Source organism: Calothrix rhizosoleniae SC01, assembly GCF_900185595.1.
Lineage (GTDB): Bacteria > Cyanobacteriota > Cyanobacteriia > Cyanobacteriales > Nostocaceae > Calothrix_A > Calothrix_A rhizosoleniae.
The window spans coordinates 1-16,107 of sequence record NZ_FYBH01000026.1 but is presented as its reverse complement, the minus strand read 5'-3'; the positions used below and the strand labels follow the sequence as shown (position 1 = coordinate 16,107).

Here is a 16,107-nt window from a genome sequence, read left to right as displayed (position 1 = left end):
ATTGTTCCCAGGTAAATCCCCCAGGAAGGGTAGCAGTGATTGCGTATCCAGCAACATGAATCAAAGCAGTTAGTTGATTATTAAAGTTTTCTGCTAATGCTTGGAAGAGTAAGTCAATTGTTGTAGATTGTTTAATGTCCCCTGCGACGGTTACAACCTTGATATTGAATGCTTGCAACTCATTTTTGGCTGCGATCGCAGCTTCATGATTGGAACTGTATCCAAGGATAAGATGGAAGCCTTTACTCGCCAATTGACGGGAAATAGCCAAGCCTATACCACGAGTTCCTCCAGTTACTAGTGCAACTTTCATGAGTTTAACCTAGGAATTTTCATTAATAATCAGCTTCTAATTATCTATGTAATCCAGAAATCCGTGACCTAAAATATTATAATTAATAAATATTAATTTGTTGACTATCTACCTCAAGAATCAGCTCATCTCCATATTTCAAATCATTGACGTAAGTTGTTATAATTTCCAGAATATCAGCAGATTGGAAGTGTTCTGGTTTAGTTTCCGGATGAGGATAGTAAATTAAACCATCTAAAACTTCACCTGTATCACGTCGAATACGGCAATCAAAAAACGAAAAATCTTCGGCTGGATTATCTGGTAGCCATTGCAGATTTTTGCATGTATATTTTGCATTTATAATTTCATATTCATGTGGAGAAATTGAAAGATTAATTGTACCAGAAAAATACTGATCCAGTTTCACACCTAATTCAGAAAAAAATGGTTTTTGTATTTCAATAGTACCTTGAGGGAAACGAGGATTTCCAGATTTTCCTGATGCTACCCCGTACCCTTTTTTGACAATACCTTTGACTTGTACCCAGTTACTCATTATTTTCCTAACCACTCACCACCAAAGAAACGCCAACGCACAAAAAGGATTCGCATTAAGCTTTGAGATGCAATAAAAACTACTAACCAAACAGTAAGATAGTGAAGAGAAAAATCACCCCAAATTAGTAACTCTTTTGGTATAGGAAGAGGTAAAAAAACAAATATTTTTAATCCGCACCAAACAAATATCATTTCCCAAATACCAGCAAATAATTGATAAGCTGCGGGCCAATCTCTATCCCAGCGATACTTTTGAATTTTGTCATATACAAAATCCCACCCTAAGCCAAAAATAGCAATATATCCAAGTATGCAAAAATAGGCAGGGCTTTCACCAGAGCCAATCAGACCCATAGCGAAAGGTAAGGTTACTAATACACCAACAGTCGCAAGTAATAATAACCGAGTTTGCCAACGACCAAATAAAGTGGGAGTCATTATAAGTAATAAGTAATAAGTTTACTACTCATGGGTTTGGTGCTTCAATCAATGTCCGCGCCCTAATTGCGTAGTGCTATATTTAGTGTATCAGAAAGAAAATTGCGTATGTCTTTTGTTAGATTTTTGTCGATGGGTTAATAATTCTAAATTCTTCATTCCAAATTCTCTGTAGAGTTTGTGGTGCTGTGATGGATTGAGATAAAATTTTTACAGATAAATACCCCATAACATTAGTACCCCATAACATTAGGTAAATATGTCTGAACCTACACGCCATCCCCAGCCAATAATTTTGATTCGAGGTTTTGGTGGGCTTGATGTCTCAGATGAAATAGCAGATCCTTACCAAGGATTTAATCATGGTACAGTGTACCCACATCGGAAGGGTGAGAATTATATCTATGAAGGGTTAGTTCTGCGCTTTTTGAAATCGCGCTGGAAGTATCATGATGCTACCAATGTGGTGGGATACTATAATAAGGAAATCCAAAATGGACTAATACTTGACCAAAAATTGCAAAATCTGGAGAAAAGACTGCAAGATAATGGGGGACAGTATTCTTTCCTAAATTCATTCCAGCATAAGAATATTATTCATGAATTTAAACGGCTACAAGTAGAACATTTTTTCTCTGGCGACAAAATTGTTATTGACCCAGAAATGGCGCTACAATCTTTGAAGTCAATTGACCTTTGTCGTACTCTGTGGGTATTCCGTTATTATGACCTCAACGATCGGAAATTTGCCACCTATGGTCAAGCACTTGTGCGATTAATTGACTTGATTAGAGAATTAGTCAGTATACAGCAAAGCATCAAACCCAAGGTAAATATTATTGCCCATTCTATGGGGGGACTTTTAGTTAGAGAAGCTGTACAATCTGTTTATCCCCAGGGTAAAGCAAAAGATTATATTAACAAAATTGTTACTCTAGGTACACCACACCAAGGTATTACATTTCAACTTCTGAAAAATTTGATTGGTATTGAAGCTGAGGACGAAATCAAACATTTCCATCCTGATTTTCAAAAAAACCCAAATATACAAAAATCTTTTGTTAATTTCCATAAATATTTTCCCCTAGAGCGATTGTTGACCGTAGTTGGTACCAATTATCGTACTTATAGTGTTCGCACTTATTCCTTAGCTAACCGCTTATTCCCTATGTCTAGTGAGTATGGGGCGAATTATAATCGTAGCGATGGTTTAGTTAAACTAACTTCTGCTCAGATACCTGACGCACCCCGCACATTTATTCATAAATGTCATTATGGTAATGATTCATTGGTTAGCTCCAGAGAAGCTTTTGAAGTAGCAACTCGCTTCTTTTTTGGTAATGTGCGATCGCGTTTGCGGTTTGTAGGTGGTAAAGTAACTCGTGGTAAAGATTTCTTTGGTAAGAGTGAGTTTTTTCTAGGGGTTTGTATTAAACCACGGGGTGTAGACTTTGAACTTTTTCATCAAAGTAAAGAGGCTGAAAATTGCTATGGACCTTTCACTGAAGCCGATCCCAGTGACAATAATGTAGATTTTCGGGACAAGGAATTAGCCTTCCCTTGGGCTGATGGGCAAAATCTGATTTGGGAAGGATACTTGGACACTACCTCTATCCTGGGAGCTGAGAATGATTTGGTAATGCGGGTAGATTTCTATGTCAGTGAACGGGACTTATATGGGATTGGTTTTTCTGATAATAAAATTTTCAGCAAGCAATACTATATTCGCGCCTTGTTACCATCTGCGCCACAACCATTTCCTCAGAAGCTTTACCTCCATGAAAATGAGCAGTTTGACTCTGGTGGTATGCCAATGGAAGGGAAGGATGGTAAATGGGAGTTTACTGTAGGAGATTCTGGTTTTGCAGGTACTTTCCGAATTGAAATTGATTTAATTCCTGATTCGGAACAGTCAGTGTGAAAATCTCCCATTACCAGCAATACAAAATTAGGGCGCAGACATTGTTGAAAGCCCAAACCTATGAGTAGTAAACTTATTACTTGCGCGTAGCACTAGAATTAGGGTCTGCTGAATAACGGAAAAATATTTATTTATCAATGCTGTGAGGCTATTTGATTGGGGAAGAGTGTGCAAGGAAATTAGGATTTTAGGTTTAAAATCCTTGCATCTGTTATTTTTTCTGGCAAAAAGAAGAGAAATAAAGAGGCTGGAACTACTCCCTACTCCCTACTCCCTACTCCCTACCCCCACCAAAAGACTTGTTCAGCAAGCTCTAATTATATCTAGCGATCGCATCCCAATGAATCACATTTTCCAATAATGTCTGATAACCTAAGGTATTGGGATGAAGACCATCGGTACTAATGCGCTGCTCTACCCAATTTTCTCCCCGTTCCATCCATTGCTCAAATATATCTAAATAGGGAATATTTCTCTGGGAGCAAGCCAATTTCGTCGCTTCCTTGTAGCTGTATTGATCGGCGCGATCGTAGTATATACAATCCCAAAATGGCATCTTTGTCTCATTTACTGGTGTCATACCCACAAACAGCACGGGACAAAGTTGTTGCGCTCGATCTAGTAATGCGGAAATATGGGTTTCAAAGACATTAATATTAGTATAATTTCTACCATTGGCATGACCCAACCTAGCGGAATCATTCACCCCTACCGAAAGGATAATCAAGTCTGGTACTTGATTCCTCAACTCTCCCCGGTGGCGAAATTCTACTTCCAGTCTTTGGGCTACTTGTTGTACGCGATCGCCCCTTACTCCCAAATTATACAGTACATGACCCGCACTCTCAGGAGACATCCAACAACAGCGCAATCTTTCCACCCAACCCCCGCCTTCTAAATCGCCAAACCCATATACTAAGCTATCCCCCAAGGCTATAATTTTCAAAGGCTGGTATTGAATCGGTTTTGTAGACAGTTGCATTGAGTCAGGTTTTAAAAGTGTCTCCATCTTCAAAAAATGTATTGTATATCTCTAAACAATTCTATACATTTCTATACTAATTTTATGTATGTGATATTACTAAAGAATCTCTAAATAGAGATATCAAACAATTTTGGATGTCGGATTGACCCCATATCTAAAATCATCTTGGCTGCTAATAATATTTATGAGTAATAATATATACCGCTACCCAATAATATTAGCCCTGAGCAAAGTCGAAGGACTAACATTATTGAAGCACCAAACCTATGAACAGTAAACTGACTTATTTATTACTTATAGTTGATAGGCAATATCTACTTACCGAGACTTAATAGTTTACTCTTTCCTGGATTCATCAACCCATAGGGATCCACAATTTGCTTAAATTCTAAATGTTCGGCATCAATTGTCCGTTTCCAGCCTTCTTCAATCAGATAGGAGTGAGGATTGGCAATAAACACCCCTCTTTGTTCGTGATAGCTAATAATCTCATGCAAGCGTTCTTCAGTGGTGTAACGTACAAGCTGTAAACCTGGATTAGCAACTGCACCATTAGCACGAATAAATTCTAAATGCATCATCACCTCATCCCCAAAGTGGTGATACATATGCTCTATAGTTTGTAAATTATCATTGGGGAATATGCTTTGCAAGTATGTGATTGAAGGGTCTGCATTTCTTGCGTGTAGGGTTGTATGGTTCCAGGTAAATTCAGCTAAATGTAAGCCTTTACCAGCATCTACTGCTAATTTTTCATATACTATTTTACCACCATACTCTTGTAATAAACCAGGTAATAATTCTAAGCTGGGTTCCGCAATTATTAATAATGCAGCATGGGCACCTCCAGGAATATACTGCTGGAGAGCCGTAAAATATTCAGCAATAGGGGATGCAAACACACCTATTTCTTTCTTAATCATGCCATCAGCTAAGGCTAGAGCTTGTCCAAATCTGACCGTTGCCATAAAATCATCAAAGGTAACAATTAACTCTGCCCAAGGATAAGCTGTTCCTAAGGGAATTTCGATTTCCGTGATAATACCGTTAATACCCCAAGCATGATTTACTTTTTCAACACTATGACCACGTAATTCAATGGTGCGGGGTTCGTCTTCCATGGTTACCACTTTTAACCCTAGAAGATTTCCTCTATCTTTTAATAACCCATATTCAACAGAACCAATCCCACCACTACCACCAGCAATAAATCCACCAATAGTTGCAGTCCGGTATGTTGAAGGAGTCATACGCATTTCCCAGCCAATTGACTGTGCCTGTTTATCCAAAGCTCCTAACTTTACACCTGCTTGCACCCTAGCCACTCCAGGTTTTACCCACAGAATTGAATGCATTTTGGTCATGTCAATAATGACACCACCATGCAGAGGTACACATTGTCCATAATTCCCTGTTCCTGCACCTCTGATGGTGACAGGTACTCGATGCTGCACGCAAGCTTGAGCAACTTGTAAGACTTCAGCTTCATTGGCAGGACGGACAACTAAATCCCCGACTTTCCCTTGTAATTTTTTTACTAGTACTGGGCTGAAGGTGTGGTAATCCTGGGATAATTTTGCGACTTGGTGAGCATCAGTAATAACTTCAATATTTGCCAAAGATCGGAGTAAGGCTTCTAAATCGAAGGATTTTACAGGTGTTGCAGTCATGGTATCGTACCTTGTATTGGCATTAGTTAAGTAGCGATCGCTGACAAGTTATTCCTTGTATTTTATCCTTGATCGCATGTGCAGTTGATAGTCAACGCTGACTTAAGTATAAGCCCACACAATTGTCCATTAATCACAAAAATTATTTACTTCATCTTAGTTGCATACTCTTACTCGCAAGTAATAAGTAATAATATTCACCAGTAGAATCACTCCCATTTCATCAAATGTATTTAATTTTGCTGGTTCATTGCTTAATTTATAATCGCAATGTACATTCTAAAACTAACCTTTGATTCACAAGGGAATAAGGTTGTATTTCTAGAGCACGACTAAATGCTTGGATTGCTTGACGGTATTGCCCTTGAGCGGCTTCACATAAACCAATACCATGAAGTGCTCCAAAATGTACAGGATTTATTTGTACTACCATATTGCAATCTATCAGAGATTTTTGATAATCACCAGTAGTGTAATATAGGAAACCGCGACGATTCCAAGCTTCGGCAAAGTCGGGTTTCTCGCTGATCAATTGAGTGAGTAAACTTTCTGCTTCATGCATATTTCCGCCATCCATAAGCTTTTGGCTGCGTTCAATCATTTCTAAGCCATAAATCCCTTTCTGTTGAAACCAGATACGCCACAATTTTCTCGTTGCTTCTTCTCTGATTTTTTCATTAGGGTTTTTCAAACTTTCAAGTAATGAGTTAATAAATAAAGAATCCATGAAATTCTAGTTAGTAAAAACTGCTTAGGAATAAATGCTATACAAAATTATTTTATAAGAAAATTTTAAACTTAAGTTTAAGTTTCTACCCTAAAATTGCAAAGAATAGAAGTTTTTTCGCATTACTTATATTGTCTTATACCTTGCCCGTGTCAGTAATATTTATGCGGTAAATCACTATGCTTGATTTTAGATAGCTAGAATACAACTTAGGTCTTGAGCAGACAATAACTTTCACATTGATTAAAACCGAATTCAGCGACACCATTAGGTAATATTAAATATGGTAATTATGTTGTGACCAGAAGAAGCAGAGGGAATGCCGTTTTCCTCTGCTGTGGAGCGTAGCGAAAACTTGGTTTCCAGTCCTCCGAAGTTGCTCTACTTGGGAAGACCCCAAGACAGCACTGCTCTCTATATTTATATATGGGGTTTCTCCTCTGCTCCTTACTCCCTGCTCCCCTGCATCTTCGTGACCAAAAAATCTTGTATTCTTTGCCAAGTTATATCTAGTAAATCTGGACTATTAGCATCAAACCACTCAATTTCTGGATAGGCTCGGAACCATGTTCGTTGACGCTTGGCAAACTGTCGCGTATGTATAACAATTAAATCCTGAGCTTGAGATAAAGATATTTCCCCATGCAAATATTGTTTAATTTCTTGGTATCCCAAAGTATTTAGTAAAGGTAGATCCACACCATATTTTTCGCATAACCGTTCTACCTCAGCAACCAAACCATCAGCAATCATTTGTTGGGTACGTTGACTAATACGTTTGGTGATATTTTCCGAATCACAATCTAATCCAATGGATAAAATTGGATAACTTGGAGGATTTTCCCCCTGCTGTGCCGAAATAGGGCAACCAGTAATGTAAAATACCTCTAATGCTCTAATAGTCCGTATTTTGTCATGGGAATGAATTTTCTGCCCAGCAATTGGATCAACTTGTTGCAGCATAGTGTAAAGTTGACCTTGACTGATTGATTCAAGTTGCGATCGCAATTCTGGCTGGGGTGCTACCCGAGGAATTTTCATACCCCTAGTAATTGCACGAATATATAAGCCAGTACCACCAACTAAAAATAGGGGTGTATGGGTAGAATTAAGAGGCAGAGGAGCAGAGAGAGGGGGAGCAGGGGGATGTTCAATAAGAGCTTGCGCCCGTTCCTGGTAATCCGCTACCGTCATGGTATCTGTAGGAGCACAGACATCAATTAAATAATGTGGTATTAACTTTTGTTCAGATAATGTTGGTTTTGCCGTACCAATATCAAATTCTCGATATACTTGACGGGAATCTGCACTAATAATTAATGACTCCGCCCGTCTAGCTAACTCCAAAGCTAATCCCGACTTTCCCGTTGCCGTTGCTCCACATACCACAATCAACTTTCTCATTTACTATCTTCTTCCCTCATTCAATCCGGGTGAGGAAACCCCACCCCTACTCCTTCCAACACTTCCCACACTTCCCTCCATCACTCCATCACTCCTTCCCTCTTTCCCATAAGGTACATCCCCTTAATAAATTTCTCATATAATTGGTCTACAGCCGTCAACAAGCCTTTTGTGTTAAAATTTTGGAGTGTTTTGACTTTTGTTCGCTTTGAGGCGATTTTATCCCACGAATCAGGAGAGTTTACATGACGAGTAGTTACAGTGCCGATCAGATTCAAGTTCTGGAAGGTCTGGAACCCGTCCGCAAAAGACCAGGGATGTACATTGGTACCACTGGTCCGAGAGGACTCCATCACTTAGTTTACGAAGTGGTGGATAATTCCATTGATGAGGCTTTAGCTGGGTACTGTACCCATGTGGAGGTGAATCTCAATGCCGACGGTTCTGTTACTGTAACAGATAATGGTCGCGGTATTCCCACTGATATTCATCCCCAAACTGGTAAATCAGCCCTGGAGACGGTATTAACGGTATTACATGCCGGAGGTAAATTTGGTGGCGGCGGCTACAAAGTTTCTGGGGGTTTACACGGTGTTGGGGTCTCCGTAGTTAATGCCCTATCCAAAAGTATAGAAGTAACTGTTTGGCGAGACAATAAGATTCACGTCCAGCGTTACGAAAGGGGAATTCCCATTGACGAGCTACAAGTTAAGCCACTAAAGGAAAAGCGTACGGGTACTTCTGTTACCTTTAAGCCAGACGAGGAAATTTTTACAAATACCACGGAATTTGATTATATAACTCTAGCAGGACGTTTACGAGAGTTAGCGTATCTGAATGCTGGTGTCAAAATTACTTTTACTGATAATCGTTTAGAACTAATTAAAAGTGATGTCCCCAAGGTAGAAACTTACGAATACAAAGGGGGAATTCAGGAATATATTGCCTATCTCAATCGGGATAAACAAGCATTACACGAAGATATTATTTATGTCCAAGGAGAACGCAATCAAGTTCAGGTAGAAGTATCATTACAGTGGTGTACTGATGCTTACTCGGATAATGTTCTCGGTTTTGCCAATAATATTCGCACTGTAGATGGTGGTACCCACTTGGAAGGGTTGAAGGCTGTTCTCACCAGAACCATGAATAACATTGCTCGTAAACGGAATAAACTCAAAGAAAGTGATTCGAATCTGAGTGGGGAGCATGTCCGGGAAGGTTTAACAGGGATTATTTCCGTCAAAGTCCCAGAACCGGAATTTGAAGGACAAACCAAAACCAAACTGGGGAATACAGAAGTTAGAGGGATTGTAGATTCTTTGGTAGGTGAAGTTTTAACAGAGTACTTAGAATTTCATCCAGGGATTGCCGATTCTATTTTAGATAAAGCTATTCAGGCTTTCAAAGCTGCTGAAGCAGCACGTCACGCCCGTGAGTTAGTTCGCCGGAAATCGGTGCTAGAATCTTCTCCCTTACCTGGAAAGTTAGCTGATTGTGCTTCTCGGGATCCAGCAGAATCGGAAATTTATTTGGTAGAGGGAGATTCTGCGGGAGGAAGTGCCAAACAAGGGAGAGATAGGCGTACCCAAGCGATTCTGCCCCTACGCGGTAAAATTCTCAACATTGAGAAAACCGACGACGCAAAAATATACAAAAATAATGAAATTCAATCCCTAATCACTGCCTTGGGTTTAGGTGTGAAAGGGGAAGAATTTGATGCTTCCCAACTACGATATCACCGTATAGTTATTATGACTGATGCTGACGTAGATGGCGCACATATCCGTACTTTGTTGCTTACTTTCTTTTATCGCTATCAACGGGCATTAATTGAACAAGGGTATATATATATTGCTTGTCCTCCGTTGTATAAATTAGAAAGGGGACGCAGCCAGCCTAGATATTGTTACAGCGATAGAGAATTACAAAGTGAAATTGCTAAATTTCCAGAAAATGCCAACTACAATATCCAACGTTTTAAGGGCTTGGGTGAAATGATGCCAGAGCAACTGTGGAATACTACCATGAACCCAGAAACGCGCACCTTGAAACAAGTAGAAATTGAAGATGCTGCCGAAGCCGATCGCATTTTCACTATTTTAATGGGCGATCGCGTCGCACCTCGCCGTGAATTTATTGAGACATATGGTTCTAAACTTAACCTCGTGGATCTAGATATTTAATCTAGAAGCCATGCCCAAAAGTAGAGAGTTAGTACAGGGGTAATAAACTTTTCCCCTGGAACTATGCTCTTGAGGGAAGTAAGCAGACTTGGGAGCTACACTGTTGGCACTGCGAATGGAGTATAAGCATAGATAATGCTCAAACCAGTATTTTCTCAGATAACAGTGGGTATGCTAGCAATTCTCACTCTTGGTAGTTGCAGCAATGTCACCATTGATCAATATGAAGCCACGGCGCGTACTCGTTATACTTGGCAAGTGAAATATGCCTATGACTTAGTTGATGAGCCACTTCCGCGTCTAGAAACTTTCGGCAGTAATTCCTTACTTAATCGTAATGGCTTGAAGCCTTCTGGGAGAATTATTGGTCCTGATGACAAGGGATTATGGTGGCCCATTCTACCACCGCGACCATCTGTAGATGAAATAGAACAACGCAAACAAAGTTCCACTGAAAAATTCAGCAAGCCAGAATTACTGAAATCTGTAAAGTATAAAATTACATACTCTTCTGGAGGGCAACGGAGAACTTTGCCCACTAATTACCAAGTTTATCGGCAGGTTGTAAAGACATATACATCAGGTACTCCTTTAGAATTGACTTTGGGAGTCGATGATAATTCAGTCACGAAAGCAGAACCCGTTGGGAACTGAAGAGGTGAAGTGATAAAACTTCCACAACTAGTCTTTCGGAGGTACCAATTAAAGCGATCGCTCTTTACGCGGGCACTTCGTGCTCGGAGCGGCTCCTTTGTTATGTCCTATTCGCATATTAATTTGTTGTGATTAAATTTAAGCATAGCCATCAGTATTTACCACAAGAGAACTTTGTGTTTGATAGTGCTATGTGCTGGATATTTAGTGGCTATCCTTTTTCAGCCTGTGTTTTGTTTGCGTAGAATTTCTGCTAAAAACTATTTTTTGTCCGAAGTTGAATCAGTATATGAGTAGTTAAACATAATTAATTACACAATGTCATTGCGAGCGTAACGGAGTGAAACGAAGCAATCGCAAGGGTTATGATTATTTCGCGTAGTTTGTAATAATGGTAAATATTTTTGTTTGATTACTTATGTTGAGTGTACTACAAACAATAGTACTTATATACTACAATCGAGATAAACAACTTGATACAGCCAAGAAAAGTCATTTTAAGATTGATTGCGAAATTCTATGTCAATTTATCTCAATGGATTCAAAATAGAGCTTTCCGCTTCCGAATTTACTGTGTATTGTCAGCGAGCAAAAAAACAGACCCTCGCAGAAGCCGCTCAAGAAATCCAGCAATTGTTAACACAATTAGAAGCCAGTAATCCCACTGCTACTGAAATACAAAAGGTAGAATTTGTTAAAGCGGCAATCGCTCCTACCCGGAAAGACCGTTTTGCGAGTGCGTTGAATGCCGGTTGGAAAGAAGCAATCAAAGAATTACTGGATAATAAGTTTTTAAATGTTGCGATCGCTGTTTTAGAAGGTTGGAAAAATGCAGGAGGGTAGCGTCATCGTTCTATGTAAAAGCTAACTCCTCGTTTACTTTACATTAATATATTGCCCGATTGATAATGTATTCCACTAATTCGCATTACAATTATCATACTGTGTCATTGATGGTTTAACCTATGACCACTTTCTTCCCCAGCGATGCAGACTTACATCTCCCTGACAGCGACGGCAAACCAATGGCAGACAATACCGAACAATTTCGTTGGATTGTCTTGATTAAGGAAAATCTGGAAATTCTATTTGCTGATGAACCTCAGGTATTTGTCGCCGGGGATTTATTATGGTATCCAGTGAAATCACGCCTCATTTCACCAGTAGCACCAGATATCATGGTAGTATTTGGCAGACCGAAAGGACGACGAGGATCTTACAAGCAGTACCAAGAAGACAACATTCCTCCCCAAGTAGTGTATGAAATTCTCTCACCTAGCAATAATGTGGATGAGATGGAACGTAAGCTAGAATTTTACCAAACCTATGGGGTGGAAGAATACTATCAGTATGACCCAGACCGCTACGAACTCAAAGGTTGGCAACGACAAGGTGAGCAGTTGTTACCCATTGCTCATATAGATGGATGGACAAGCCCTCGGTTGGGTATTCGGTTTGTGATGGGCAATCATGAACTGGAGATTTACCATCCAGATGGACGACAATTTTTGAGTTCTGTGGAATTGGAACAAAGAGCAGAACAGGAACGCCAACGAGCAGAACAAGCAGAGCAACAATTACAGGATATGCAAGTATTATTACAGCAATACCGCGATCGCTTTGGAGAATTAGATAATTAATTACAGTACATTGGCGTAGCTTGCACTTGCGGTTAAAAAATTAAGATTGCTATAGATATTTAAAAAAGTGAGAAAATAGGAAGAATAATTTTTCCCTCCTTCACTCCTTCACTCCTTCCCCAATCACTCTACTCCTCCAGCAGACGCTTGGGCTTCTTGATACACTATTTCTTGAAACTGGATTATATCTTTTTGGGGGTCGGCATAACTAACTTTGACCAATATCTGCTCCCCTAATCTCACAACACGCTTGAAAAACATTGGTAACTGTAAACCCAAATCTTCCAATAAAATCAGTGCCAAACCACTATCTTCCCTTAACCACATGAGTACTTCTGTCTGCCAAACTTCATTAGGATGGCGACGTAAATACTCTAAAGCCCAATATCTGTTGGTTTGTCTCTCCACCATAGTCACTTCTTGAGTAATGGTAGTGACATTATTCATCACCTCCCTCAGTTCCTCTGGGGAGAAGGGAGGTGTCTGTCCTCGCAAATGTGCCTTTAATTGAAAATGGGTCAGTAAGTCACTATAACGGCGAATGGGAGAGGTCGCCTGAGTATAGGTATCCAGACCTAAACCAGCATGGCGTAAGGGTGTGATACTCATTTCACTCTTGGGCATACAGCGACGCATAGCACAAGCACGCACAAATCCTGGTGGTAGTTGGAGTAATTCTTCATCCGGTGGTAATTCCGGCTGGGGTTGACCGCGAAAAGGTAAGGGAATGTTATGTTCTTGACCATAACGAGCAGCAACCTCACCAGCAAGAATCATCATTTCTGCTACAAGTTGTCGTGAGGAAGAATCATCTAACAAATCAATACTAATATCTTCCCCTTTGCCTTTGACCTTAATCATTGCCTCGGGCATATTAATACTGATTGCTCCTTGCTCATATCGCCAACCCCGGCGTTTTTTTGCCCACTGAGCGATCGCAGCAATTTCTGATTCTGCTTGTAACCCTAACCCGAGCATTTCATCCACATCTTCATAGGTGAGGCGATAGGTAGGCTTAATGAAGCTTGCATGAATACTATATTCTGCCACTTCCCCAGAGTCATCTAACACCACTCCAAAACTGAGAGCGCAACAAACCTGTCCCTGGATTAGACTCATTGGCCCTGTGGCTAGAACCTCGGGAAACATGGGAACCATTCCCGTGGGTAAATAAACCGTACTTCCTCGCTTTCTCGCTTCTAAGTCCAGTTCATCCTCCGGAATCAACCAGCGAGTTGGATCCGCAATATGTATCCACACCCTCTCCTTGCCATCTGGTAGAGTTTCCCAACTCAAACCATCATCGATTTCCGTAGTGCTTTCATCATCAACGGTATATACTTTGAGATGGGTTAAATCCAGACGTTCGCTATCTGGATCTGGCGGTTGTGATGCCAATTGCTGTTGGGCCACTTCTAATACCTTATTGGGAAACTGAATGGGAATTGATGAACGACGCAGAAATACATTTTCATGAGGACTCCACCACCCCAAGTCTACTAAAAGCTGAAAAGCTCCTTGGGGATTTGCTGGTCGTCCCAACATATTCATTGTTTCCAGTACTGGTGCTGGGGGAGGATAGGAACGAACTAAAGCATCATCATTTAGTTCTCTTTTTCGGGTCAGCTCAGGCAGTTCAGCCAGAAATGTTGCATATTTTTCTATGGCCTCTAAACGATGGCGATCATACTTTTGCCATTCTACCGCTTCACCTGCCACTGCTTGCTCTACACGGACTAAAAATTCCTGCTGTTCCTTAGCCTTGATTGCTTCTACTTCTAATTGATGCTTGCGCTCTGCTACTTGGGCAGCTGTTCTTGGTTCATATGCATTTCCCTTTTGCTTAAAATAGATTTTGTCATCTGATAACAATCTATGGGCTGCATAAGATTGGGATGGCTCCGATTCTGAAAACAGCAAAATTGCCATTTCTTGGGGAGTTACCACTCCCCCATCATCCACTAGTAATTCCCAAGCGACCTCTAAGCTTGATGGATCTAAATAAGGTTCTATTTCTGACAAAAAAGTCGGAATTTGCGAAGGCTCGTAGGTCTGTCCAGTAATTTGATAGTTAATTTGTCGTGGGGCGATGCTGTGGGACTGTCCCCGTTTATCAATCGCAATCCAACGATTTTTACCATCCGGGCGATCTATAATTCCTAAACGACGATCACCTTGAAATTTAAATTCAACTAGCGTCCCCTTCTCCACAAGCCTCGCATTCTATAATATGGTAAACAACTGAAAATATTATATTGCTTAGTTAATAGTTAGGAGTGAAGAGTTAGAGGTTAATTCACATTGCCTCACTCTTGACTCACTAATTATTGTTTTAGCCTTCCGCATTAATAAATGGCAATAAAGCCACAATGCGAGCCCGTTTAATTGCGGATGTTAACGCCCTTTGTTGTTGAGCTGTCAGTCCAGTAATCCGCCGTGGCAATATTTTACCCCGTTCAGTAATAAACTTACGCAACAAGTCAACATCTTTATAATCTATGGGGTCTCCTGGCTTGATAGGAGACAAGCGACGACGATAATAGCTCATGTTTCTCTACTTTTATTTAATTTCCTTGTGAACCGTGTGTCTGTTGCAGTGGGTGCAGAACTTTTTCAGTTCCAATCTAGCGGTGGTGTTACGACGATTTTTAGTACTTGTATAACGTGAAACACCGGGGGAACGCTTCTCAGGGTTAGAGCGACATTCTGTACATTCCAGTGTCACTATAATACGGACACCTTTAGCCTTAGCCATAGTCTTACAAAGAGTAAAGCTCGATAATAATTAACACAAATTCTTATTGTCTCACATTCCGCCTAAAAGTTTCAACTAATCGCTTAAATTTAATATCTAGGGAGTAGCCACGCTGGGATGAAACTATCATGGTTTTACCATAACGGTCGTGCATGGTTTGCCGCATTTGAGTATCGGATAACGCTGCACTACATTCTATGGCTAGAGGAAGTACTAGCAGTATAGCAGTAGGATTGCGGATGATGTTATTAATGGCAATAGAAATCATCAGAGCGCCCAAACCAACTATGGCTTCTCTTTTAAGTAGAGATGGCAAATCTGGAATTCTTTTAGCTCCAGCTTCCAATACCTGTATATCAAAAGCCCATCGTCCCAAACTTTGTCCATGGTTGTTATAGGGGATGATGACACGCAAAATCAGCCAAACAATTATAAAAACCAATATTTGTAAAATTTGGATGCCAGTATTATTGCTTCCCAAGGTGGAACTAACTAACCAAGCACCCAGAAAATCGATCGCAAATGCCATACATCTACGTTCAAAGCCCACTTGAGGGAAGTGTGGAGATGGAACTCGTTCGATAGTCATTTTATTTTAGATTGTGGGTTTATTTCTACAATAATTTTAAATTTCGTTGATGTGGGAGATAAGTTATAGATTTTGACATTTAGTAATTACTAAGATAATTTCGGATAATAAATAAATTATTAGCCTATTATATTATTATGTCGTCCCAAGATAAAAAACCAAAGGGATGTGGATGTAGCAATATCCCTATATCTTTAATTATATTGATACTAGGAGGTGGCTATTGGTTGTTTACTCAAAGAGATAATCTAGGTTTGAGTAGAATTTTACCTAATAATAAACAGA

General features: G+C 40.0%; 16 protein-coding genes. 5 read left to right on the top strand and 11 right to left on the bottom strand.

Annotated elements, in window-relative coordinates; genetic code table 11:
* The 3 genes from CALSC_RS01330 to CALSC_RS01320 all read right to left on the bottom strand — a co-directional run.
* Nucleotides 1-313 (bottom strand): SDR family NAD(P)-dependent oxidoreductase (locus tag CALSC_RS01330; protein ID WP_143288114.1); only part of this gene is annotated, 313 nt, incomplete at its 3' end.
* Nucleotides 314-395: 82 nt separating this feature from the next.
* Nucleotides 396-851 carry a hypothetical protein gene (locus tag CALSC_RS01325; RefSeq protein ID WP_088239635.1) on the bottom strand — a complete coding sequence of 152 codons (456 nt, stop codon included), beginning with the start codon at nt 849-851 and terminating at the stop codon, nt 396-398.
* A complete protein-coding gene (locus CALSC_RS01320) occupies nt 851-1,291 on the bottom strand; it encodes a hypothetical protein (protein ID WP_088239634.1) in 441 nt (146 codons plus the stop codon). Before CALSC_RS01320 ends, CALSC_RS01325 begins: the two co-directional genes overlap by 1 nt.
* A 259-nt stretch (nt 1,292-1,550) precedes the next feature.
* Between CALSC_RS01320 and CALSC_RS01315 the strand changes: the two genes are divergently transcribed.
* Nucleotides 1,551-3,212, top strand: coding sequence for an esterase/lipase family protein (locus tag CALSC_RS01315; protein ID WP_088239633.1), 1,662 nt, complete (start codon nt 1,551-1,553; stop codon nt 3,210-3,212).
* Between the two features lie 313 nt (nt 3,213-3,525).
* Here the strand turns inward: CALSC_RS01315 and CALSC_RS01310 are convergent, their stop codons facing one another.
* The 4 genes from CALSC_RS01310 to miaA form a co-directional block, all read right to left on the bottom strand.
* Complete coding sequence (locus CALSC_RS01310) at nt 3,526-4,194, bottom strand: GDSL-type esterase/lipase family protein (protein ID WP_235006636.1); 669 nt, start codon at nt 4,192-4,194, stop codon at nt 3,526-3,528.
* 317 nt (nt 4,195-4,511) lie between these two features.
* Nucleotides 4,512-5,867 carry an FAD-binding oxidoreductase gene (locus CALSC_RS01305; RefSeq protein WP_088239631.1) on the bottom strand — a complete coding sequence of 452 codons (1,356 nt, stop codon included), beginning with the start codon at nt 5,865-5,867 and terminating at the stop codon, nt 4,512-4,514.
* Between the two features lie 259 nt (nt 5,868-6,126).
* The gene (locus tag CALSC_RS01300; protein ID WP_088239630.1) at nt 6,127-6,594 is read right to left on the bottom strand and encodes a tetratricopeptide repeat protein; all 468 of its coding nucleotides are present in this window, start codon (nt 6,592-6,594) and stop codon (nt 6,127-6,129) included.
* 447 nt (nt 6,595-7,041) lie between these two features.
* Entirely contained in the window at nt 7,042-7,998 is a 957-nt protein-coding gene (gene miaA, locus CALSC_RS01295) for a tRNA (adenosine(37)-N6)-dimethylallyltransferase MiaA (RefSeq protein ID WP_088239629.1), read from the bottom strand.
* 245 nt (nt 7,999-8,243) lie between these two features.
* On the opposite strand from miaA, the gene gyrB reads away from it, so the two are divergent.
* The 4 genes from gyrB (at nt 8,244) to CALSC_RS01275 (ending at nt 12,478) form a co-directional block, all read left to right on the top strand.
* The gene (gyrB, locus tag CALSC_RS01290) at nt 8,244-10,184 is read left to right on the top strand and encodes a DNA topoisomerase (ATP-hydrolyzing) subunit B (RefSeq protein ID WP_088239628.1); all 1,941 of its coding nucleotides are present in this window, start codon (nt 8,244-8,246) and stop codon (nt 10,182-10,184) included.
* Nucleotides 10,185-10,319: 135 nt separating this feature from the next.
* A complete protein-coding gene (locus CALSC_RS01285; protein WP_088239627.1) occupies nt 10,320-10,838 on the top strand; it encodes a hypothetical protein in 519 nt (172 codons plus the stop codon).
* Between the two features lie 519 nt (nt 10,839-11,357).
* Nucleotides 11,358-11,681, top strand: coding sequence for a hypothetical protein (locus CALSC_RS01280; protein ID WP_088239626.1), 324 nt, complete (start codon nt 11,358-11,360; stop codon nt 11,679-11,681).
* 122 nt (nt 11,682-11,803) lie between these two features.
* The gene (locus CALSC_RS01275; RefSeq protein ID WP_088239625.1) at nt 11,804-12,478 is read left to right on the top strand and encodes a Uma2 family endonuclease; all 675 of its coding nucleotides are present in this window, start codon (nt 11,804-11,806) and stop codon (nt 12,476-12,478) included.
* 123 nt (nt 12,479-12,601) lie between these two features.
* On the opposite strand, the gene CALSC_RS01270 is transcribed toward CALSC_RS01275, so the two are convergent.
* From CALSC_RS01270 to CALSC_RS01255, 4 genes are all read right to left on the bottom strand, one after another.
* Nucleotides 12,602-14,689, bottom strand: a complete 2,088-nt coding sequence (locus CALSC_RS01270; protein ID WP_088239624.1) for a ribonuclease catalytic domain-containing protein — start codon at nt 14,687-14,689, stop codon at nt 12,602-12,604.
* Between the two features lie 121 nt (nt 14,690-14,810).
* The gene (gene rpsR, locus CALSC_RS01265) at nt 14,811-15,026 is read right to left on the bottom strand and encodes a 30S ribosomal protein S18 (RefSeq protein ID WP_088239623.1); all 216 of its coding nucleotides are present in this window, start codon (nt 15,024-15,026) and stop codon (nt 14,811-14,813) included.
* 12 nt (nt 15,027-15,038) lie between these two features.
* The gene (gene rpmG / locus CALSC_RS01260) at nt 15,039-15,233 is read right to left on the bottom strand and encodes a 50S ribosomal protein L33 (RefSeq protein WP_088239622.1); all 195 of its coding nucleotides are present in this window, start codon (nt 15,231-15,233) and stop codon (nt 15,039-15,041) included.
* A 43-nt stretch (nt 15,234-15,276) separates the two neighbouring features.
* On the bottom strand, nt 15,277-15,822 hold the full coding sequence (locus tag CALSC_RS01255) for an RDD family protein (protein WP_088239621.1): 546 nt from the start codon (nt 15,820-15,822) through the stop codon (nt 15,277-15,279).
* Nucleotides 15,823-16,107: the final 285 nt, after the last annotated feature.